Here is a 20,961-nt window from a genome sequence, read left to right as displayed (position 1 = left end):
CCTTTTGCTCTTCGGCTCTTTGATGATCTTTTTGGTGTCGCCCTCTCCGCACCGGGGGTGGGGTCCGCGCGGTGCGCGCGCCGACGGCAGGGAGGCCACGACGCTAACATCGAGTCAGATCCTGACCGGCAAGTTCGCCAACCGCTCGTTGAACCCGCCGGCCCGCGACCTTTACGACTTCGCAGTAGCAGGAAAGAGAGCACCGCGGGCGCTCATGATAGCCGTCAATGCACTGGCGGGAAACGAGATCCGGTGGCGACTCGTCAGTTGGGAGATGGTTCGAGCAGGACGGGATCAACGCGCTGCTCAGCGGCGCGGGGATCGACCCGGCGAGAATCCGGGACGAAACGGAGTCCGCGATGCGGACCGGCGGGGACACCGTCATTCTGGAACTCGATCAGGACAGGTCCGCATGGGGACCGTACCTGCCGCGTCGCGACGAGGATTCCGGCTAGCGCTAGCCGAAGTCCCGGCCAGAAAGTTACCGCGCGGGAGTGTCCTCAGCGCCCAGCGCGCGCAGCAGCGCCTCGGTCGCCGGGGCGGCCTCGATGTTGCCGCGCCCTCGCATGACGACCGCCAGCGGTGTCTGGCCGCGGTAGTTCGCCACGTTCAGCCCGGCTCCGTGCTCGACGAGCAGCTCGACGACACGAGGGAACCCCTTGTCGGCGACGTAGTGCAGCGCGGTGCTGCCGGTCTCGTCGACCGCGTTGACGTCGCCGCCGGCGGCGAGGGCCACCCGCACCGCGTCGAGCGTGCCCTCTTCGTCAGCATGCTCCGCCTGGAAGGCGAAGTCCCGGTGAAGCGTCCGCTCGCGACGGTCCCAGACGCCGTAGCGCCAGCTCGCGCCCGACGCCAGCATCAGCGGCGTCCAGCCGTTCCGCAGCGGCAGCACGCCGTCGGCGCCCGCGGTGAGCAACTCGCGCATCATGTCCGCCTCGGCGAACTTGGCGGCCAGCGCGAACGGCGTCGCGCCGAGCAGGTGTTCGCCGATCATCAGTACCTGACCGTTGCGCGTGACGCGTGTGGCCTCCGTGACCTGCGCGTCCGGGCGGGCGCCGGCCGCGAGTAAGGCCTCGAGCATGCCGAGGTCGTCCTGCAGCACCGCGGCGTGAAGCGCGGTGTAGCCGGCCGCCGACGCGTTGGGGTTGGCTCCCTCCGCCAGCAGGAACTCGACCAGCTTGCGGTGCCCGCTGTGCGCGGCGACGAGCAACGCGCTTCGCCCGTCCGGCGCGGTGTCGTGGATGCTGGATCCGGCCGCCAGCAGCAGGCGCGCGGAGTCGACCGCTCCCTGCCGCGCCGCGAAGAGCAGCGCCGTGTAGCCGCCGAGGTCGGTCTCCTCGGCGTCGGTGCCGTAGCGCCGGCCGAGCTCGCCGTAGCGCAGATTCGACTGGAGCCGCCGGCTGATGACGAACCGCCGGACGCGGGACCGCCTGTGCACGTCGGCGCCGTTGTCGAGCAGCACCTGCACGACCCCCGGATGCCGTTGGGCGACGGCCCACATCAGCGCCGTCTGATCCTCCTCGGACTCGGCGGCGTTCACGTCCGCACCGTGGGCGAGCAACGCGGCCACAGCCTCAGCGTTCCCGGTGCGGGCGCAGCTCATCAGCACGGTCTCACCGGTGCCGACGGCCGCTCTCGGGTCCGCGCCCGCCGCGAGCAGGAGATCCACCATCGCCGCGTTGGCGTTGCTGCAGGCGAGTGACAGCGGTACGACGCCGTGCGTGTTCGCGGCCCCCGCGTCTGCACCCGCGTCCACCAGCAAGCGCGCCGTATCCAGTTCGTCGAGATACACCGCCCAGTGCAGCGCCGTCGCGCCGTCGGCTTGTGGCGCGTTCACGTCGGCCGACGCATGCAGCAGGCGTCCGACGGCCTCGCTGTCCTGCAACCGGACCGCTTCGATGAGACGCAGATCCGCAGCTTGCGCAACCGCATCGACCGCGCCGAACGCGAGAAAAGCGACCGCAGCCAGCATGCCCGCGAGGTCCCATCGGCTCAAGCCACGTGACCGGATGCTCATCGCGTCCCGCTCACCTTTCCACCGCCCTCGTCAAGACACGTAGCGTATCTGGCGAGTCGGAATATCGAACAATCTCTGCTGACCACGTACTTCGGCTGACGTTGCGGCACGAACGTCGCTGAGAGGCCACCGCCACCCTCCGTTCCCGTCAGGTCTCGGCTCGCCCACTGTGACGACGGCGACGACACGTTGGTAGGCCCACGACTCGCGGTCCTCGCCGAGCACTCGCTTGGCGTGCTTCAAGGAAATGTCGGAATCCTCGCGCGCGAGTCGCCGCGCCTCCTCGATATCCGCGACGGTCGGCTTGTATTTTCCCGCGTGAATGGCGAGCCGCTTGCCGCGGGTCGTGAGGACCGACAGCGGGCGAAACTCGCGGTTCTCCGTCCGCTTTGCGCCGGCCGCGATCAGAGCAGCAAACGGCTGCTTGACCGTTATGGCCTTCACCGGCGCATCTCCAGGGACTCTCCTCAACGCCGCTTCGATTCTCGACGCCGGCTACACCCCGGTCAGTCGGTCTGCCGGCCCCACTTGCCCGGCCAGCCGCGGCAGCGCCCCTGTGCTGTCGCCGATGCGGTCGATGTCCACGCCCAGCTTGTCGAGCAGGGAGACGTGCAGGTTCGCCAGCGGCGTCCGCGACGGGTAGACGAGGTGCCGGCCGCCCTTGAGCTGGCCCGCGCCGCCGCCGGCCAACAGGATCGGCAGGTCGTAGTACGCGTGCCGGTTGCTGTCGCTCATGCCCGCGCCATACATGATCATGGCGTGGTCCAGCAGCGACCCGTCGCCGTCCGGCGTGGCGGCCAGCTTCTCGAGGAACGACGAGAAGAGCGTCGTGTGGTACGTGTTGATCTTCGTCAGCTTCGCCAGCGCCTCCGGCACGTTGCGGTGGTGCGAGAGCGGGTGGTGCGCGTCGGGCACGCCGATCTCGCGGTAGGTCCGGCCGCTCAGCTCGTGTCCGGCCATGAAGGTGCAGACGCGGGTGCGGTCCATCTGCCATGCCAGGAGTTGCAGGTCGTACATCAGCCCCGCGTGCTCGGCCAGGGTGGCGGGAACGCCGCGCGGCCGCTCCAGCAGCGGCACCTCCTGGTCGCCCTGCGCCTCGGCGATCTCGATGCGCCGCTCGACGTCGCGCACGGCGTCGAGGTAGGCCCCCACCTTGACCCGGTCGCCGGCGCCGAGCTCGTGCTGCAGCCGCGCCACGTCCTCGCTGACCGAGTCGAGAATGCTCCGCTGCGCCTCCCGGCGGGCACGCCGAGCGGCCGGGTCCGTGCTGTCGTTGTCGCCGAACAGCCGCTCGAAGACCGCGCGCGGATTGTGCTCCATCGGCAGCGGCGTCGACCCGCTGGCCCAGGAGATGGTGTAGGAGAAGGCGCAACTGAAGCCGCCGCTGTCGCACGAGCCGGCGAAGTTGGCGCCTTCGAGGCCGAGCTCCAGCGATGCCAGCGGGGTGTGCTTGCGCAGCTCCTGCGCCGCGATCTGGTCCATCGAGATGGCGTCCGGAATCCAGGCGCCCGGATGCTCCGCCGTCAGGAACTTCGTGGCGGCGCGCGAGTGGCTTCCCCCGGAAATCCCCGGCGGCGGCGTGCTGGCGAGCCCGGAGAGCACGAGCAGGCGGTCGCGGTACGGCGCGAGCGGCTGCAGGATGGGCGTCATCTCGAACCCGGCGCCGGTGGTCGCCGGCGTAAAGCTCTGCATGACCATGCCGTTCGGCACGTAGACCGAACCGAAGCGGACCGCCGGCTTCGCCGCCGTCTTGCGCAGCGCGCTGAGCGCCGGCACCATGCCGTCCAGCAACGGCAGGGCGACCGCCGCGCCGACTCCGCGAAGCATCGTCCGGCGGGAAATCGCCTTCTTCGTGATCATCATGATTCCGCACTCCTCATCTGGAACGGCATGCTCTTGACGACGCCGAGCACGATGGACGACCAACTGTAGTCGTCCGCCTCGGCCTCGGAAACGATCCGTCGAATCACCGGTTGATCGTAGTGCTCCATCGTGCGCCCGACGGCGTAGCCGAGCAGCTTCTCGGTGACGGTCCGCACGATGCTGACGTCGTAGGCCAGGAGCGCCTCGCGGAACGCCGCGGGGGTCTCGACCTCGGTGCCGTCGGCCAGCGCGCCCGCCGTGTCGACCGGCGCCCCCGCCTCGTCAGTGTCGCGCCAGCGCCCGATGGCGTCGTAGTTCTCCATCACGAAGCCCGGTGGGTCCATCACGCGGTGGCAGGACGCGCAGGCGGGATTGGCGCGGTGCTGCTCCATCAGATCGCGCATCGACAGCACCTTGCGTCCGCCGTGGTTCTCCTCCAGCGCGGGCACGTCGGCCGGCGGCTCCGGCGGCGGCATGCCGAGCACGTTGTCGAGCACCCACTTGCCACGCAGCACCGGCGAGGTCCGGTTGGGATAGGCGGTCAGCGTCAGCAGGCTGGCGTGGCCGAGCAGCCCGCCGCGCTGCCCCGCATCGACGCGCACCCGCCGGAAACGCTCGCCGTAGACGCCCGGGATACCGTAGTGGCGGGCGAGCCGCTCGTTGGCGAACGTGTAGTCGGCGGTCAGCAGCTCCAGCAGGCCGCGGTCCGCGCGGAGCTGGCTCTCCAGGAACAGCGTCGTCTCGCGCTCCATGTCCGCCCGCAGGTTCTCGTCGAAGTCGAAGAAAATGTCGGCGTCCGGGGCCACCCCCCGGATGCGGCGGAGCTGCAGCCACTGGCTCGCGAAGTTCTCGACCAGGGCGGAGGCCCGCGGATCGGCCAGCATCCGCCGCACCTGCTGCTCCAGCACGTCCGGCTCGGCAAGCCGGCCCTCCTCGGCCACCCGCAGCAACTCGTCGTCGGGAATCCCGCTCCAGAGGAAGAACGAGAGCCGCGACGCGAGTTCCAGGTCCGTGAGGCGATAGGCGGCGCCGGCGGAAATGTCGACCGGGTCGCGCTCGACCCGGAACAGGAACTCCGGCGCCACGAGCAGCCGTTCGAGGGCCTTCTGGATGCCGCCCTCGAAGCCGCGCTCCCTATGACCGGCATCGTAGAAGCGCATCAGCGTGTCGACGTCGGCGCCGGTCACCGGCCGGCGGTAGGCGCGGCGCGCCAGCGTCCCCAGGATCTCCCGAGCGCACTGTTCCGCTTCCGCCTCGGCCTCGGTCGCGGGTCGGCAGGTGAACAGCTTCCGCCGGCTGGGCGTGTCTCCCGGTCCGGTGGCGTCGTGCGGACCTGCGATCTCCACCCGTTCGATCGCCGCGTTGCCGTGGTAGAAGCCGAGCCCGCTGAGGGAGAATCCGGACAGGCGGCGTTCCAGCACGCCGGTCGGCTCGGTGCGGGCGTCGACGAACGAGACGCCGACCACGCGCGGGCCGGCCGGCGCCGGAAAGCGGAGGACCAGGTTGGCGTCGGCCTCGTTGGAGACGTACTCCTCCCAGGCGGGGTCACCCCGGATGGTACCGAAGAAGCTGTAGGCCGACGGGTAGCCGTACTGGTCGGCGTCCCCGACCGTGAAGCTGCCCACGAGCGCGCCGTCCAGGCGCACCTCGATGGTGTGGGACCGCCCCATCCCGACGATGTAGTCGTAGATCATCCGGCGCAGCCGGATACGGATCTCGTAGTCGCCGTCCAGCGGAAAGTAGTGGTGGATGGCCATCCCGCCGCGCGAGCCGAACGGCAGTTCCTCGCTGGCACGGTCGTCCTGGTACTGCAGCCGCGGCGTGCTGTAGGTGGCGGCCACGTAACCCGGCCCGATCGTCGGATCGCCGACCGCGAGGCGGCTCACCCGGTTTGCCGCGGCCAGGTAGCGCTCGAACAGCGCGGGAGAAACCGACAGGACCTCGCTGTTGGTGTCGAAGCCTTGCTGGTCGACGTCGTCGGCCGGAAACAGCAGCCAGCTCTCGTCGATGTCGAGATCGATCAGGCTCCGGACGGCGTTGACGTACTCCGCAGACGTCATCCGCCGCACCGCGGGACGGCCCGGATACGGCTCGGCCGCCGCCACCCGGTCGAGCTCGGTCTCCAGCCACGTCACGAAGCCATCGTGCGCCGCCCGGTCGGGGCGCGGGCGTCCCGTCGGCGGCATCATCCCGAGCCGCAGCTTGCGGACGACCTTCTCCCAGACCTCCGCGCCGGCGCCGGCGTCGGCCAGGTCGAGCCCATCGAAGGCGAAGGGGATGGTGCCCCGCTCAGCCATCCGGTCGTTGTGGCAGGTGACGCAGTAGCGGTCGAGCAACGCCTGGTGCGTTTCCACCGGCGCGTTCGACTCCTCAGCCGTTACCGAAGCGGAAGTCGCCGTCTGGGCCGCGGCAGGGCTTGCCGCCGCCAGCGCGACCAGGACGGTCGCCAGAACCCGCGCGAATTTCATAATCGCCCATTCTGGCGGGGCGATCATGCGCTGTCAACGTCCTTTGTCAGCCCCTTCAGGAGAACGGCCGGCAATCTCTTCAATTGCTGCGTGCGCGGGTCGACCTCGAAGCCGCCGGATTCGAGCGCCGTCACTCCGAGCAGGGGCTCGGCATCGCCGTCTTCGAACACCAGCGTGTCGCCGACCGTCTTGCCCATGAACTCGATACGCCCGACGGGGGTGTCCAGGGCGACGTCAATCCCGCGGCGGCTCGGCGGCCAGCAGCGCCACGAAGGCATCCGGATCGTCGGGCGACATCACTATCACCCGATCCCGATCCGCCCGATCCGGAAATCGCAGCACGACGGTGCGCGCGTGGTCGGTGACGAACGCACGGTACGATCCGAGCTCCGCGTTGTGGAATCCTCCCGTGTACGAGAACAACCCGCCGTTCGCGAGCTCGCCACGGGACCGCCGCATCGCGTAGGGCGAGACGGTGGCGGACTCGAGTTGGTCGAGCGGAAGCGAAGACGACCAGCCGAGGCGATGGACCCGGATGGAATCATCGGTCACGGTATAACCGCGCACGGCATACCGTGCCGCCACGACGAGAATCACCAACGGGATTGCGAATCCAAGACACGCAACCAGCCACTTCCGGGGTCCGGGCTCCGGATCGAGTGCGGCGAAGAACACGGGGGCAGCGCCGACTGCGAGCAGAAAGACCGCCTGAGCGCTCGACCCGATCAGGAGCGACCGTCCCCACGGAGCGCCGAACGTCGTTGGATTCACCGGTGTGCCACCTCGACGAGAGCAACTGTCCCGCCTCCGGTTCGTGCGATTCAGGTCTTTGCCACTGGACGCGGGAACAAGCAGTCAGCGAATGAGGTAGATGCCGACGACCGGCCACCCGTCGGATTCCGATACCGCCGTGACCCGTTCGCGCGCGTTCGGCCGCAACTCGTAGACGCCGTCGATCTCGAATATGAAGTAGTCGCCGGGCGGCGCGTCGGGCACAATCGACAGGCGTTGCGTGCTGCTCAGCGTACGGGACTCGACAGCGCCCAGGATGGCCTGCCGCTCTTCCATGGCGGTCCGAAACTCTTCGGGCGTCACCTCCTCCCGGAATATGGTCCCGGTCGCGTCGTACGCCTCCGAGTAGTCTCCGGCGTCGAGCAGCAACAGCCATGCGTCGACCGACTGCCGCGCCGCGTCCTCGTCCGATTGCGTGTCGACAACCGGCGGGACGGTGGGAGTCGGCGCGGTCGGGCTGCTGCCGTCGTCACCGCACCCGGCGACTGCGGCGGCCAGCACGGCGAGCACGACTACCGGCAGTGCGCTCCACGGAAACGGCCGCGGTCGAGCCCGGTCGCCATTCGTCGTCTCTTGCGCCATCAGGTGTTTTCCCCTGCGAGATCGATTCAAGCCAAGAACTACCGCGAGCGCTGGTCGCGCTCCTGCAGGGCTGCCATCAACTCCGCATGAAGCGCGCGCGTGCGTTCGGCGTCGCGAAAGTTGATGACCACGAACGTCTCCGGCGTTCGCACCAGGAGGTGCGGCGGGCTGTTCGTCCTCGTATAGAACATGCCCTCGCCGAGTGCCTCGACCCGGTAACGGCCGTTTCGCAGCTCGCCGAGCCGATAGCCGGTCAACCGACGGCGCTGGCGCGGCATCGTCGGCTCGAGCGCAGCCTCGACGATCGCATCCATTGAGAGAGTGACCCCGTACTCCCCGGTGACCTCCAGGTGACGATCGGTTACTCGCACCTCGATCGGGCGAGTGCCACGGACTACGAGGATGCCGACCACGAACAAGAGCGGCAGAAAGACGCTGAACGTGATCGCCCACATGATCGTCCTGTGGGAAATCCGCCATGGCCCGTCCGGCTCGCCTTGTCCGTTTACGAACATTCGACGCCCTCCTCGGTCTAACCACGCCGCGCCGAACGTCAGCTTCCCCCGGGTACACCCGCGGCCGCTAAGCCCCCGAGCAGCCGGCCCAGCAGGATCTTCGTCGCTACCTCGCCGGCGATGACGGCCGCCACGAAGATCGCCACGGCTCGGCCTCCGCGCTGGTTGCAGGAGACCGAGAACGCCTTCCACATGAGCCAGACCATCCAGATCGCACAGATGCTTGCAAACAGTCCCGCGACGAGGTTCGCAGCCGGTGGCGTGACCATCCGACCGTCGACCGCGGCGGCGACCAGCTCTTCGTTGGCCTCGCGAACCGGCCCCGGTACGCAGGCCAGTGCACCGAGAAGCAGCGGGAATCGTGCCAGAGCCTGCGTGCCGGCGATGTCGACGACGCGCACCGTTCGCGGCGCGACAAGGAACGAAACCAGCACCAGAAGCACCGCAATCACGGACCAGTTCAAGAGGCCTTCGACGATCGGCACCCAGAACGACACGCGGTAGCCCGGGTGGAAGTCGATCAGTCCGTCGAAGTGAACGCCGGCGGCGGCCGCGGCCAGTCCGCTGGCGACGATCACGATCAGTCCAATCGCCAACGCCTGCTCCCCGCCGATCCGGACGAACGGATTGAACAGCCATCGGACGACGGTCATCTCTCGCGGAACCACGGCGCCATGGGTCGTTTCCTGCGGCATCGGCGTCTTCCCTCCTGCGGCCTCGGTGTCTTCGCTTGCGGCGTCGGGGCTGTCACCGGTGGCATCGGTGTCTCCTCATCCGCCTCCGCCATCAGCGTCAACTCCGGCGGCGTCTTCTGCCGCCGCCTCCGCCTCCTGCGATTCGATGATCGCGCTCAGGCGCGCGATCAGGTCATCCAACCGGTTGCGGACGGTCGGATACGACACGCCGTACAGTCTTGCCATCTCCTTCAGGCTGCCGCTGCGCAGGATGAAAGCGAGCGCGAACTGCTGATCCTCGCTGCCGAGCCGCGACAGCGCAGGCAACAGGTAGTCGCCCTGCACCGCCGTCTCGCACTCCGGACACACGAGCCGCGCTACCCGCAGGTCACCGCTGCAACTCGGACACGAGGTCGGCAGCCGTCCTCGGCGAGCCACATCTCATTGTGGCAAGACGCGACACTTTATTCAATTACATTTGAATAAAAATTACCTGCAGCTAATTTATGTGAATTCGCGACGCGCGATGCCCGGTGCTCTGGAGGCAACATCTCTCCCCGTGAACCTCGCCCGGCAGTCCGTGGCGGAACCCCGCGCAGCGCCGAGAGCCGCAACGCGCCCGCGTGGCAACCCTGCTTGTCCGGACCACTTGGAGGACGCCCCGGTTTCGAGCATGATCGATAGAGGAACCGCGATCCATGATCGACCTGATCTCCTGGAAGTCCCGCGCCGCCATCCTGCTCGGGTCCCTGACCCTCGTCTGGGCGGTGTCCCTGTACGGCCTGTTCGTGGACGAGCGGCTCATCTACGCCCTGGCGCTCGTGCCGCGCCGCATCGAGGGGCTGCCCGGCATTCTCAGCGCACCCCTGGTGCACGGCTCGTTCGCCCACCTGCTCGCGAACACCGTTCCGCTGTTGATCCTGGGCGGTATGGTGGTTGCCCGCGGGGTCGCCTACTACCTCGCGGTGACGCCGGCCATCGTCCTGCTCGGCGGCCTCGGGCTGTGGGTGTTCGGCAGGCACGCGGCGCACATCGGCGCCAGCGGTCTCATCTTCGGCTACTTCGGGTTGCTGGTCGCCCGCGGGTACTACGAACGGAGCCTGCAATCGATAGCCGTCGCGATCGTCGTGGTCGTCGTCTACGGCGGGATGATCGCCGGCGTCCTCCCGCGCGGCGACCATGTCTCCTGGGAAGCGCACCTGTTCGGGTTGCTCGCGGGCGGGCTGTGCGCCCGCGCGGCGCTCGGCCGGGAGCGGTGACGGTGGTCCGGGAACCTCCTGGCGAGCTCAGAACTGGAACCTGGCCCCCAGCTTCAGCGCGATCGGGTCGAGGGCCGCGATGACCCGCTCGTCGTCACCGGTGCGCAGCGAGAAGTTGGTCACGGCGTTGGAATTGAGCGCGTTGTAGACGTCGGCCATCAGCGTGAGCCGACCGCCGGATCCGACGTCGAGCACTTTTTCCAAGCGCAGATCCACCAGCGTCACGTTCTCCGACCGGTTGGCGGACAGATCGGTCAGAAAGATCGGCTGGTTGGTGCCGACGCCCGGGATGTCCACCCGCTGGATGAACGCGTAGGGCCAGCCGCTCTGATACCGGACGTTGGCGGAGAACCCGACGCCGTACGGCAGCGGCGCCCGCGCCAGCAACCGGCCGCCCCAGTTGGTGGTCCGCTGCCGGAAGTCGACGTCGAGGCCGTGGTTCTGCCAGATGCGGCCGTGCCCGCCCGCGCCGACCACCAGCGGGTCGGCGAAGAGCGGGCTGCGCGACTCGCCGGCGGCCGCGCGGAACTCGTCGCGCCACTGGTAGTCGACGCTCGCCTGCAACAGGTAGCCGCTCGAGAAACGCCGGTTCACCGCGAGCTGGAAGGTGTCGTAGTCGGCCCCCATGCCGGGAAAGGCGGCGATCCGGGTGTCCACCATGCCCGCCACGTCGTCCGGCACGCGCTGCACCCGCAACCGAGCGCCGGTCAACGCGTTCAGCGGACAGGCCCAGTCCGGGTCTTCCGCGCAGGAGACGCCGCGCCCGTCGAGCAGCGCCGTCTGCTGCGCGACGTTCCACAGACCGCTGTCGCCGTTGAGCGCCTTGCGGACCCAGGAGACACGGATGGACGTGTCGGCGGCCAGCTCGTGCTCGAACGACGCGCCCATCTCGTCGACGTACTCCGGCGCCAGATCGGGATCCACCGGCGTCCCCTCGGCCGAGAGCGCGCCGACCGCCCCCTGCTGGTCCAGGACCGCCCCGAGCTCGTCCGGACCGTCGTAGATCCCGTTGGCGTTCGGATCGAGGAAGTCGTAGCGCACCCAGGCGGTGCCGCCGGGGTTGGCGGCGGCGTGCGCATCCGCCAGGTTCACGTAGTAGCGACCGTAGTGCCCCTTGAGCACCGTCCGCGGCGCGAAGGCGAACGTCGCGCCGATGCGCGGCGCCCACGTGTTCCAGACCACGTTCGTCCGGCCGGCGGTGGCTCCCGACGGGAAGATCTCGGCGAAGTAGGGAGCCGCCGTCGACCCCAGGAAGTAGGTGTGCTGCTGCTCGTACCGCACGCCGAGGTTCAGGGCCAGGCGGTCGGTCGGTCGCCACGTGTCCTGCAGGAACAGCGCGTGATGCCGGTTCCGGTCGTCGGATGAGATCTCTCCTTCCGCCGGCATGCTGAACAGCGTGATGCGGTCGACGTGGAACGGACGCGCGTTGGCGCTGTCGTCCAGGTAGCGGACGTGCCCCGAGTTGGCGTTCGACCCGAAGCGGCTGCTGTCGATCTGGAACTCGTAGCCCGCCTTCAGATCGTGGCTGCCGCCGAACGCCGGCGTGTAGTGGTTGGCAGTCACCGTCACCTGCGGCTTCCAGCGGCGGAAGGTGAACGGCGGCGAGCCGGTGACACCCGGAAACCAGCCCGCTCCGCTCAGGCGGCCGGTCGCGGTGTCGAGCCGCGGCGGGAACTGCACCGGGTCCACCTGCGGCACCATCGGCCAGCCGAAGCCGAAATGCTTGAGCGCCGTCGCCGTGAAGGTGCGGTCGTTCCAGACGCGCTGCCACTCGGCCTTGTGCGCCCAGCTCCAACTGTCCTGGGCCAGCACGGAGTCGGGCCCCACGTCGGTCGACAGCCCGCGCTTCGGCTTCTGCTTGAGGCCCCAGTTCGTGTAGCCGATGAAGCGGTCCCGCCGGCTGGCCTGCACGGTGACCTTGCCCCCGAACTGATCGAAGTCGCCGAGGTCGGTGGCGACGGCGCGGTCCACGCCGGACACCGCCTTGTCGATGCGGAAGTGGTTGTAGAAGCCGTAGAACCAGGCCCGGTCGCGCGCTATCGGGCCGCCGAGGTCGGCGTGTGTCTCGAAGAAGAGCAGGTTCGGGTTGCCGGTGTAGCCGCGCGACGCCAGCGCGTCGTCGATGTTGTCGCCGACGAAGCTCTCGTGCTCGTAGTCGCCGTGGAGCATCCCGCTCCAATCGTTGCCGCCGCTCTTCATCGTCATCATGACGAGCGAGCCGGGCGCGGTCATCTGCACGTCGGCCCCGGCCGCCGTCGTCGTGAACTCACCGATCGAGTAGTAGTCGAAGTAGAAGCCGGTGCCCCCCTCGCCCTCCGTCGTGTCGACGCCGTCGGCGAGCACCCGGTTCTGGTCGCGGATGCCGAAGCTCTCGTAGCCGGTCTGCTGGCTCTTGTGCGAGCCGCCGACGTCGAAGCCGCGCATCCGGACCCCGGGCGTCTGCCCGAGCACCGCCCAGACGTCGGTGGCGGACGGCACGTCCTGCAGCTCCTCAACGCCGAAGTCGTTTACCAGCGCGGTGGTCTTCAGGTCGACCACCGGCGCGTCGCCGGAGACCGTGATCGTCTCGGCCACGGTCGCCAGCTCCAGCGCCGCGTCGATGCGCACCGCGCGGCTGCCCTCGACGATCACGCCTTCGCGCACGAGGGTGCGGAACCCGGGGATCTCGAACGTCAGGTCGTACGACCCGCGTCCGAGCGCGCGAAACCTGTACGAGCCGTCGACCAGGGTCACCGCCGTCTGCGGCCCGATCAACGCCTCTGCTTCCAGCGTGACCGTCACGCCCGGTACGGCGAGCCCCTGCATGTCCGTCACCGCGCCGCCGATCTCGCCGACCGTCTGGGCCGTTGCCGGCGCCGCAGATACGAGTGCGAGAAACAGCCCCGCTCCGAATCGTGGCTCGACAACCTTCCGAATTCTCCGCATCTACGTCCCATCCTTCGCGAGCACACGCACTGTTCGTGTCTTCACGTATATCTTGACGTACTTCGCAACGCGAGGGCTACGATCCGCTCACGACGCGCCGGATCAGGTCGGGCAGGTTGACGAAACGGACCGCTGCCCCGCTGTAGTCACGGACGTACGAGGTCGCCGTATCGTCGGTCACCACGAAGTTGTCGCCGCCGGGATACCGCGAGCGGAATGCCTTCAGGTTCTTCGGGTCGAAGCCGGCCGCGCGCCACTTGCACTCGATCGCGACCGTCGCGCCGTCCCCGCGAACGAGGACGAAGTCGATCTCGTGGCCCCGCTTGTCCCGCCAGTACCGCACACGCTGGTCCAGGGCGCGGGCCAGATACTCGTTGAGCACGTAGTGCTCCCACAACACGCCCCTGTCCTCGTCGCGCAGGTGATTCCAACCCTTGAACAGACAGACGAACCCGGTATCGAAACCATAGACCTTGGGCGCGGCCACGATCTCCGAAGCGCGGCGGGCGCTGTACGGTCTGACGACCTGTACGACGAAGGTGTCCTCCAGGACCCGCAGGTAGTTGACGACGGTGGTCCGGCTGATCTCGCACGGACGCGCGAACCGTGCGGCCTCGAAGACGCCGCCGCTCTGTGCGAGCACCAGCTCGACGAACCTCAGGAACGACCAGCGGCGCTCTACGCGGAACAGCTCCTGAATGTCGCGGGCCCAGTAGGAATCGAGCCACTCCTGAAATCCCCGCTCAGGTCTTTCCGCGGCGAGAAAGAACGGGGGCAAACCGCCGTGCGTGAACCGGTGATCGATGCCACGGGCGCCGAACTCCACTTCGTCCTGCGGGATCATCGGCGTCAACCGGAGATCGCGCTTCCGATCGGTGAGCGTGTCGCGGAACCTCCGCGAGGCGCCGAGGGATGACGACCCGGTGGCGATGACGCGAGTCTCGGGATGGTAGTCCGCGGCGATCTTCAACAACTCCGACGGGTTGCGCAGGCGCTGGATCTCGTCGACCACGATCCGCCGGCCGACGACGTCCCGGAGAAACCGTTCCGGGTCCTCCAACGTGCGGCGCGTGCTCGGCAGCTCGCAATCGAAGTACTCGACCTCGGGCAGCGACCGGCACAGGAAGGTTTTGCCGACCCGGCGGACTCCCGAAAGCCAGAGCACCGACTTCTCGCGCCACAGACGCTCGATCGTCTCGATCCAATAGCGGCGGAGAACCATACGATGCCAGGATTGCATATGGTGCGACCAAACGCAATTTTACTCGCGATTGGTTCGGCTTCAGGATGCCGGCCATTCCCGACGTCGACCGGCCGGGACAAGCGCCAGCGCCCCGAAACGCCTCGCCGGCTCTGCGTTTCGGCCCATCCCGCCGCTCATGACCCTGCGCCGCAGCACTTCGCTTCGCTGCGTTCCGCGGTGCAGACTCCTAGCCGCCTCCTTCGATGAGTTCCAGGGTCGTCGTCATGAGCGTCTCGGTGACGATCTCCTGGCCGACGATCGCCATGGTCATTTCGAAACGCATGGTGCTCTCCGTGCCCAGGAGCAACCCCCTGCCCGCGTCGAAACGGCTGGTCCCGACTATCGTCGTGTCGCCGAACTGCACCGGGACGGGCAACGAGCTGACGGCACCGTCCGGCAGGGACATCGTCCCCGAGCTGCCGATGACGACGATATCTCCGTCGATGGACTCGACGCGGTAGGAGGTAGCGACCGTCATCGACCCGAAGCCGGGGATCGACGATGTGAAGGCGCTGTCCCACGTCGAACCGACGACGACCGGCTCGGTGGGCAGTGCAAGGGATCCCTGCGCCCACTGGCTGCGGAGCGCCTCGTCGCTGAACATGCCGTCGAGCATCGCAAGGCTGGGCGCATCCCGCACCTGGGCGCGCAACGCCTCGCGCATCTCTTCGAGGCCGGACATCTCGATCACCACTCCCCGCGGATCGAGAACGACCGTGTAATTCGCATCCGGAAGTGTCTCGGAGCCTCCCGGATCGGCCGAATCGACACTCGTAGCTCCCATCGGCAGATCGAGGTTCATCTGCGCCTGCTCGGTGGTCAAGCGGACGGTGGCGTTGCCGTCGCCGTCGACTCCCAGAACGCTCCAGCGCTGCGTGCTCTCCGAGCGCACGCTCGACGCTCCCATGCCTTGTGGCAACTCGGTCTCGAATTGCTGCGACTCGCGATAGACGAGCTCGGTTCCGGGCTCCAGCTTCCATGTCAGCTCGACGCGCTGCACGGCGGCGGGCATCGCCGCTGCTCCGCCCGCCAGGGCCAGCGCGGCGCACAGCACAGCCTTCCGGGCACGGCCGGCGATTCGCGGGTTGTGACGACAAGTAGGGCTCATGGTCACCTCGACTTTTCTCATGCTCCTAACCCATCGTACTCTGTCAACAAGGGCCTTCTCTCAGTAACCTCAAGTGGCCCCGCGGAGGAACTCATGCGTCTCGCATCGCTTATTGCACCGGCCGCCTGCGGCATTCTGGTGCTCTCCTCGGTCACGGATGCGGCTGCCCAGAACGGGGCCGGCGAGCGGCGGTCCGGTTGGTACATCGGCGGCGGCGGCGGAACCAACCGGGCATCGGAGATCGAACAGACCGGCTTCAACCGCGATCCGCTCTGCTATCCCACGGATGCCTGCTTCGACGAGAACCCGCGGCCCGAATTCCCCGGCTACCGCTGGGCCTACGACCTCGACTCGGCTGCTGGCGCGACGTTCGATGTCTCGGTCGGATACGTTCTCGAGCGGGCACGCCTCGAGCTGTCGTTCGGACAGCGCAGGAACGACGTCGACCAGATGTTTCGCAGCGTCACCACCTTCGACGGGACAGCACTCGAGGATCGGCGCGGCAGCACCGTCACGTCGGACACCACCTCGTCGATCGACAACGTCACGGTCCGCACCCTTGCGGTTTCCGCGTACTACCACTTCCGGGACGCGGCGTCCGCGTTCTCCCCCTACGTGGGCGCCGGCGTTGGCCCGGCGTTCGTCGACGTCCGCGGCGTCCGCTTCTCGGACGAGTACTTCGACACGTCCGGCAACGACGCTGCCTACGATCCGCCCCTGTCGTCCTACAACGCGCGCCTCGACGACGACTTCACCGGCACGGTGCCGGCCGCGCACGCGCACGCCGGCGTGGACTTCGGCCTCAACTATCGGACCGCGCTCGGCGTGAAGCTGACGTATTCGATGCTGGGGGATGTCGAATACACGGGCACGTACCAGCAGCACGCGGCGCACAGGCTCGACCCCGATTTCACGCACACCGACACATTCGCCGGTGCGCGCTACTGGTCACTGCAGTTCACGGTCAGGTACGTCCTGGGCGGCTGAGACGGATAATACCCATCCGCGCCCACATGACCCTGGCCACCACCATGACCCGGAAGATCGATCCTGCGCCAGCCGGTCGCGCCCGCGTCTTGAACCGGGCTGGCCGTAGTGTGGGCGCGCCAGGCAACGCCCCGATGCGGGAACTCCCAGCAAAGGAGAAGAGATGACGTCGTTCCGTGCGTTCCGGGTCGAGAAGACCGAAGACCGGCAGTTCCCCCGCAGCATCGTCGAGCGCGACGTCGCCGACCTGCCCGCCGGCGAGCTGCTGGTCGACGTGGAGTTCTCGTCGCTCAATTACAAGGACGGGCTGTCGGCGACCGGGAACCCGGGGGTCACCCGCCACTTCCCGCACACGCCGGGCATCGACGCGGCGGGTACGGTGGTCGAATCCGTGTCCAGCGACTTCTCGCCGGGAGACGCGGTGGTCGCCATCGGCTTCGACCTCGGCATGAACACGCCGGGCGGATTCGGCCAGAAGATCCGCATTCCGGCCGGCTGGGCCATCCCGCTGCCCGACGGACTGGACGCTCGCTCCGCCATGATCCTCGGCACCGCCGGGTTCACCGCCGCGCTGTGCGTCCACAAGCTCGAGGCGTCGGGCATGCGCCCGGACGGCGGCCCCGTGCTCGTCACCGGCGCCACCGGCGGCGTCGGCTCGATCGCCGTCAAGCTGCTCGCGCATCTCGGCTACGAGGTGCACGCGGTCACCGGCAAGACGTCGAGCCACGATTTTCTGCGGAGCCTTGGCGCGCGGGAGATCTTGTCGCGCGAGGACGCGCTGAAGGGCGCGGACCGGCCGCTGCTGAGACCGCGCTGGGGAGGCGCCGTCGACACCGTCGGCGGTCCCATCCTGTTCAATGCGATCAAGTCGTTGCGCTACGGCGCCAGCCTTGCCGCTTGCGGTCTGGTGGCATCGCCGGAGATTCCCGCCACCGTCTTGCCGTTCATTCTGCGCCACGTCAACCTGCTCGGGATCGACTCGGTGGAGCTGCCGCTGCCGCAGAAGGCGGAGATCTGGAGCAAGCTTGCCGGGCCGTGGAAGCTCGACGGCCTCGACGCGCTCGCCGTGCCGCTCACCCTCGATACGCTGTCGGACGCCATCGACCGGATTCTGGCGGGGAAGATGGTGGGCCGCGGCGTGGTGGATCTGAACGGGTAACCGGAGCGCGCCGACGCGACTCGCTGTTCGAGACCCTCGATCTCCGGTTACGCGGCTGCGTGGAGGCGTTCGGGACGCGACAACGCTCGCCTATTGCGGCTTGGCAGACGGTGCGCTGACGTCGATCACGCAGACCGAGATCTTGCGCGCCTCTTCCGGCGTCAGTGCCTCTTCCAGGCGCGCCTTCAATGCCTCGGGACTGTCCGGATAGACGCCGGAGGGTGGAGGCGGATTGCGGTGCCCGTCGACTTGGCCAAACCACAGAACCAGGTAGATCCCGTACCCGTCCGTTGCCGGGTCGCGGGAGTATTGCGCCATCAACTGATCCCGCATTGCGCTCCAGAGCTTCGGATGCGAGTTCTTCTTGATCTCGACCGGAATCTGGAAGTTCCGACATGAGATACGGATATCCGCCCGCTTGTCGTTGGCGTAGTGCCCTTCCGGTTGGGCATCGAGCTCGTCCGGAAGGGACTGCCCCAGATCCGACAGCAGCGCGTCCCGGCAGGACTCCTCGTGTTTCGGTTCACGCGGCCGGCCGCGCCGGTCTTCGTTCCAGTACTGGCGCCAGTCGTCGGTGTTGCCGTTCCGAATCCGATGGCCGAGCTCGTAGAGCCGGTCCGTGACGAGTGCGGCCAAGTCGGCGGGATTCGCTGGCGGCCCGTCATCGATTGTCCGACATATCTGCTCAACGTCGGGGTAACGGTAGGCGGCGTCCCGGAGAACCACAAGCTGGTCGTCCCTGGCGCGCAGGAGCGCTGGCCGCCAGCGGGACAGCTTCGGTTCCGAGGCCAGCTCTTCAAGCGTTCGGGTCGCATCCTTGTCCGGCAGGGCGGCGAGTTCGCCAATCATCGCCGAGACGCGCTCGGACGCCCACATGGCAGGCGTTGTAATCCCGTCCTGCGACCCCCTATCCCTATCCGGATCGGAGAACGGCGCCAACAGGCCGATGAAGAGCTCCAGCCCCTGCGTAGCCAGGAGGGGGCGCCAAGCAGGCGTGAGATTCTCCGCGAACGCGAAATCTACCAGGTGCCAGGTCCTTCGCTCTCGTCCCTCCACGAAGTCTCGCAATCGAGAACCGAACCTCTCCGGCGCCGCGAGCCCAGCGCACGCCAACCAGCGAACGCGTTGTGCGTCGTTCATGCTCCGCCTGCGCAGCTTGCTATCGACGAGAGCCAGAAGTTCTTCCTGGTCGGCGTACTGAAGCGCCGCCCAGAGCAATCTGTCCAGGGACCCGAGTTGCTTCGCCGTGCAGCGCGTCGGAAAAGCGACCAGAAGACGGAGGCTGCCGAGTCGCGCGACCCGAGCATGCGCCCGATTGTGCGCGAGACTCCAGAAAACCGCGGAATCCGAACCATCATCGCGAAATCCGGACGCCGCGACCGTGACCAATACGTCCGCGACGAGCTCGGGACGCTTCTCGATAAGTCGTCCGTACCACTTTGGAGAATAGTCGGTGTTCGGGTAACAGAAGTGGAAGACAAGCGCCTTGCGAATCTGGGCTTGATTCCACTCGGAAGCATCTTCCGACGATGTCCGGTCGAGTTCCGCCAACCCCGCCAGGAACGGCAAAGTGAGGTAGTGGAATCGATTCCGTTTGCGAAGATCGAGAATCTCTTCCAGCGTCGGAACGTCAGGCCTGTCAATCGTGCCCTTCAATCCCGCAAGCGCCGCGCGGGTGAGGTCTGGATCACCCCGCAGCAGCTTGTCCACCCCCTTCGGTCCCCCTTCCGCATGGAAACCCACTAAATCGCCGAAGTACGCCCGCGCAATCTGAAACAACATCACCGGCCCAGCCCGATTCTCCTCAAGCGCCACCACCTCCGACCGAACCTGATCCAGCCACTCGTCTTCCCGTTGTTGCTGCTCTTCCTCGTAGCTTCTCCGTTCCGCTCTCTCTTCCGACCAGCCGGGCGGAGAGGACATCAAGTCCCACACGGGACGCAGTTTCTCGTTTTGCCGGACGTGTGCCGCCACCACGCCGAGTGAGAGCCCCGCGTTCCCGTCGGCGTCCTTGAGAGCCTTGAACGCTTCACACAGCAAGTACTCTGCGACCTGTAGCCTTGCATCCGCGATGGCGACAGCCTGCCCGAGGCACCACAGTCCATAGTCGGGCGGCCGGCAGGCACCGTACAGACAATTGCGCACGTCGAATGCCTGCCTCGAAGACTCGACGGAAGCGGGGCAACGACGCAGCCCTTCCATGAGCACGGCTTTCTGAACGTCCGGCCGACTCTCGAGCCAGAGACGTATCGCACGAGCCGCCTCGTGGTGCTCGTACTCCCACCTTCCGTCGGGAACCGCAACTGCGCCCACACTCAGCCAGTCGTACAGGCGCCCGACATCGATCACGTCTCCGCTGAGGCCCAGGGCGCGAGCGACCAGCCGCATCGGAGTCTGTCTCACGTACCAGCGGTCCAGTGCGGATCTCACGTCGGACAAGCACTGCCGCAGGCCATCCAGAAGCCCGATCACCTCCTCGTCCGATGATTCGTCGGGAATCCGCTGAAACCAGAACTCCCAGCAACTGCCAATCACCTTTTGGGTATCTTCCGTTGCGACTAGGTAGCGCCACACCTCGGACGGAAGCACGTTTCGCGGAAACAAGCTGCTCAGCAGAATCCCCCTGAGCTCTTCCTTGGGGTCCGGAATGACGCCGGCGTGAACGTCCGCGAGCAGCGTCTCCAGTCTGGCCGTCTTCTCGGCGCCGTCCGGACAGTGGTGCAGGAAGGCACGAAGAGCGAGCGCATCGACGTCGGACCGCCATTGGCCGTCGGAGACGATGGCGAGCAGAACGTCTGCCAGTCCCGGAAGCATCGGACCCTGGAGTAGGACGTCCAGCAAGAATCCGACGAACGACTGATGTCCCGGTTCCCTGTTGGTACTTCGCAGGATCTGCCTGATCGCCGGCAGCATGGCACTCGTTGCCAGCGGTGCGAAGGCGGCGGTCGCTCCGGTTACCCGATTCAGGTGGAGCCGCGACTTCGTCCGCTCCAGCGAGGCGAGGAGATCGCGTTTCTCCCGGAGCGAGAACTCTCCGATGTCGCCGTACAAGCCGACGCCGATCGGATCCCGTTCGATGAACTCGTTGCGAGAGGATCGGCTGAGCGCCGCGATCCAGGCGGACAGCCCCCTGAGCTCGGTCACCACGGCGCCTTCGTGACCTGTGATCAAGGCGAGAATGCGTCGCGCCGGACGGCCATGTCGGCTTCGTCCACCCCCTTGTTCCTGGCCGTCGATGACTCTTGCGAGATGCTTGCCGGCCAGGAATTCAGCCACGTGACGATGAACGGGCCGAAATCGACCCTCGGCCACCGCTGGGTATTTCGCTGAAGTTGAACACCGATCTCGGCGAACGTGAACGCTGATTTC

At 67.5% G+C, this 20,961-nt stretch carries 15 protein-coding genes and 1 other annotated feature; of the genes, 4 read left to right on the top strand and 11 right to left on the bottom strand.

The genetic code is table 11. From position 1 onward, the window contains the following. Positions 1-227: 227 nt before the first annotated feature. A complete protein-coding gene (locus F4X11_20415; GenBank protein ID MYN67360.1) occupies positions 228-455 on the top strand; it encodes a hypothetical protein in 228 nt (75 codons plus the stop codon). Positions 456-481: 26 nt separating this feature from the next. On the opposite strand, the gene F4X11_20410 is transcribed toward F4X11_20415, so the two are convergent. The 8 genes from F4X11_20410 to F4X11_20375 form a co-directional block, all read right to left on the bottom strand. Continuing rightward, a complete protein-coding gene (locus F4X11_20410; GenBank protein MYN67359.1) occupies positions 482-2,017 on the bottom strand; it encodes a hypothetical protein in 1,536 nt (511 codons plus the stop codon). Between the two features lie 30 nt (positions 2,018-2,047). Further along, complete coding sequence (locus F4X11_20405; GenBank protein MYN67358.1) at positions 2,048-2,461, bottom strand: hypothetical protein; 414 nt, start codon at positions 2,459-2,461, stop codon at positions 2,048-2,050. A 51-nt stretch (positions 2,462-2,512) separates the two neighbouring features. After that, positions 2,513-3,880, bottom strand: coding sequence for a DUF1552 domain-containing protein (locus F4X11_20400; GenBank protein MYN67357.1), 1,368 nt, complete (start codon positions 3,878-3,880; stop codon positions 2,513-2,515). After that, complete coding sequence (locus F4X11_20395) at positions 3,877-6,348, bottom strand: DUF1592 domain-containing protein (GenBank protein ID MYN67356.1); 2,472 nt, start codon at positions 6,346-6,348, stop codon at positions 3,877-3,879. Before F4X11_20395 ends, F4X11_20400 begins: the two co-directional genes overlap by 4 nt. A 234-nt stretch (positions 6,349-6,582) precedes the next feature. Further along, a complete protein-coding gene (locus tag F4X11_20390) occupies positions 6,583-7,203 on the bottom strand; it encodes a hypothetical protein (GenBank protein ID MYN67355.1) in 621 nt (206 codons plus the stop codon). Further along, positions 7,204-8,295, bottom strand: a complete 1,092-nt coding sequence (locus tag F4X11_20385) for a DUF4019 domain-containing protein (GenBank protein ID MYN67354.1) — start codon at positions 8,293-8,295, stop codon at positions 7,204-7,206. After that, positions 8,276-8,932, bottom strand: a complete 657-nt coding sequence (locus F4X11_20380; protein MYN67353.1) for a hypothetical protein — start codon at positions 8,930-8,932, stop codon at positions 8,276-8,278. Before F4X11_20380 ends, F4X11_20385 begins: the two co-directional genes overlap by 20 nt. 75 nt (positions 8,933-9,007) lie before the next feature. After that, positions 9,008-9,349, bottom strand: a complete 342-nt coding sequence (locus F4X11_20375) for a DUF2089 domain-containing protein (GenBank protein ID MYN67352.1) — start codon at positions 9,347-9,349, stop codon at positions 9,008-9,010. A 260-nt stretch (positions 9,350-9,609) separates the two neighbouring features. Between F4X11_20375 and F4X11_20370 the strand changes: the two genes are divergently transcribed. Continuing rightward, a complete protein-coding gene (locus F4X11_20370; GenBank protein ID MYN67351.1) occupies positions 9,610-10,170 on the top strand; it encodes a rhomboid family intramembrane serine protease in 561 nt (186 codons plus the stop codon). Between the two features lie 27 nt (positions 10,171-10,197). Here the strand turns inward: F4X11_20370 and F4X11_20365 are convergent, their stop codons facing one another. Together F4X11_20365 and F4X11_20360 are read right to left on the bottom strand one after the other, a co-directional pair. Beyond that, complete coding sequence (locus F4X11_20365) at positions 10,198-13,095, bottom strand: TonB-dependent receptor (GenBank protein ID MYN67350.1); 2,898 nt, start codon at positions 13,093-13,095, stop codon at positions 10,198-10,200. Between the two features lie 76 nt (positions 13,096-13,171). After that, entirely contained in the window at positions 13,172-14,335 is a 1,164-nt protein-coding gene (locus F4X11_20360; protein MYN67349.1) for an ATP-binding protein, read from the bottom strand. A gap of 139 nt (positions 14,336-14,474) precedes the next feature. On the opposite strand from F4X11_20360, the gene F4X11_20355 reads away from it, so the two are divergent. Further along, positions 14,475-16,433 carry a P44/Msp2 family outer membrane protein gene (locus F4X11_20355; protein MYN67348.1) on the top strand — a complete coding sequence of 653 codons (1,959 nt, stop codon included), beginning with the start codon at positions 14,475-14,477 and terminating at the stop codon, positions 16,431-16,433. Then, positions 15,723-15,774: a sequence feature (possible 23S ribosomal RNA but 16S or 23S rRNA prediction is too short), on the bottom strand. It overlaps the preceding gene by 52 nt. A 163-nt stretch (positions 16,434-16,596) precedes the next feature. After that, positions 16,597-17,592: a YhdH/YhfP family quinone oxidoreductase gene (locus F4X11_20350; GenBank protein ID MYN67347.1), complete on the top strand. Its 996-nt coding sequence runs from the start codon at positions 16,597-16,599 to the stop codon at positions 17,590-17,592. A gap of 90 nt (positions 17,593-17,682) precedes the next feature. On the opposite strand, the gene F4X11_20345 is transcribed toward F4X11_20350, so the two are convergent. Beyond that, the gene (locus tag F4X11_20345; protein ID MYN67346.1) at positions 17,683-20,868 is read right to left on the bottom strand and encodes a hypothetical protein; all 3,186 of its coding nucleotides are present in this window, start codon (positions 20,866-20,868) and stop codon (positions 17,683-17,685) included. Positions 20,869-20,961 lie beyond the last annotated feature (93 nt).

This window comes from Acidobacteriota bacterium (assembly GCA_009861545.1).
Lineage (GTDB): Bacteria > Acidobacteriota > Vicinamibacteria > Vicinamibacterales > UBA8438 > WTFV01.
Note: the sequence above shows the minus strand (reverse complement) of the source record. Positions and strands in the feature narration are given on the sequence as shown.

Bases quoted from the DNA above. Each gene is read 5' to 3' on its own strand.
- F4X11_20415 (MYN67360.1), top strand. From the start codon at position 228: ATGCACTGGCGGGAAACGAGATCCGGTGGCGACTCGTCAGTTGGGAGA.
- F4X11_20410 (MYN67359.1), bottom strand. From the start codon at position 2,017: ATGAGCATCCGGTCACGTGGCTTGAGCCGATGGGACCTCGCGGGCATG.
- F4X11_20400 (MYN67357.1), bottom strand. From the start codon at position 3,880: ATGATGATCACGAAGAAGGCGATTTCCCGCCGGACGATGCTTCGCGGA.
- F4X11_20395 (MYN67356.1), bottom strand. From the start codon at position 6,348: ATGAAATTCGCGCGGGTTCTGGCGACCGTCCTGGTCGCGCTGGCGGCG.
- F4X11_20380 (MYN67353.1), bottom strand. From the start codon at position 8,932: ATGCCGCAGGAAACGACCCATGGCGCCGTGGTTCCGCGAGAGATGACC.
- F4X11_20370 (MYN67351.1), top strand. From the start codon at position 9,610: ATGATCGACCTGATCTCCTGGAAGTCCCGCGCCGCCATCCTGCTCGGG.
- F4X11_20365 (MYN67350.1), bottom strand. From the start codon at position 13,095: ATGCGGAGAATTCGGAAGGTTGTCGAGCCACGATTCGGAGCGGGGCTG.
- F4X11_20360 (MYN67349.1), bottom strand. From the start codon at position 14,335: ATGCAATCCTGGCATCGTATGGTTCTCCGCCGCTATTGGATCGAGACG.
- F4X11_20355 (MYN67348.1), top strand. From the start codon at position 14,475: ATGACCCTGCGCCGCAGCACTTCGCTTCGCTGCGTTCCGCGGTGCAGA.
- F4X11_20350 (MYN67347.1), top strand. From the start codon at position 16,597: ATGACGTCGTTCCGTGCGTTCCGGGTCGAGAAGACCGAAGACCGGCAG.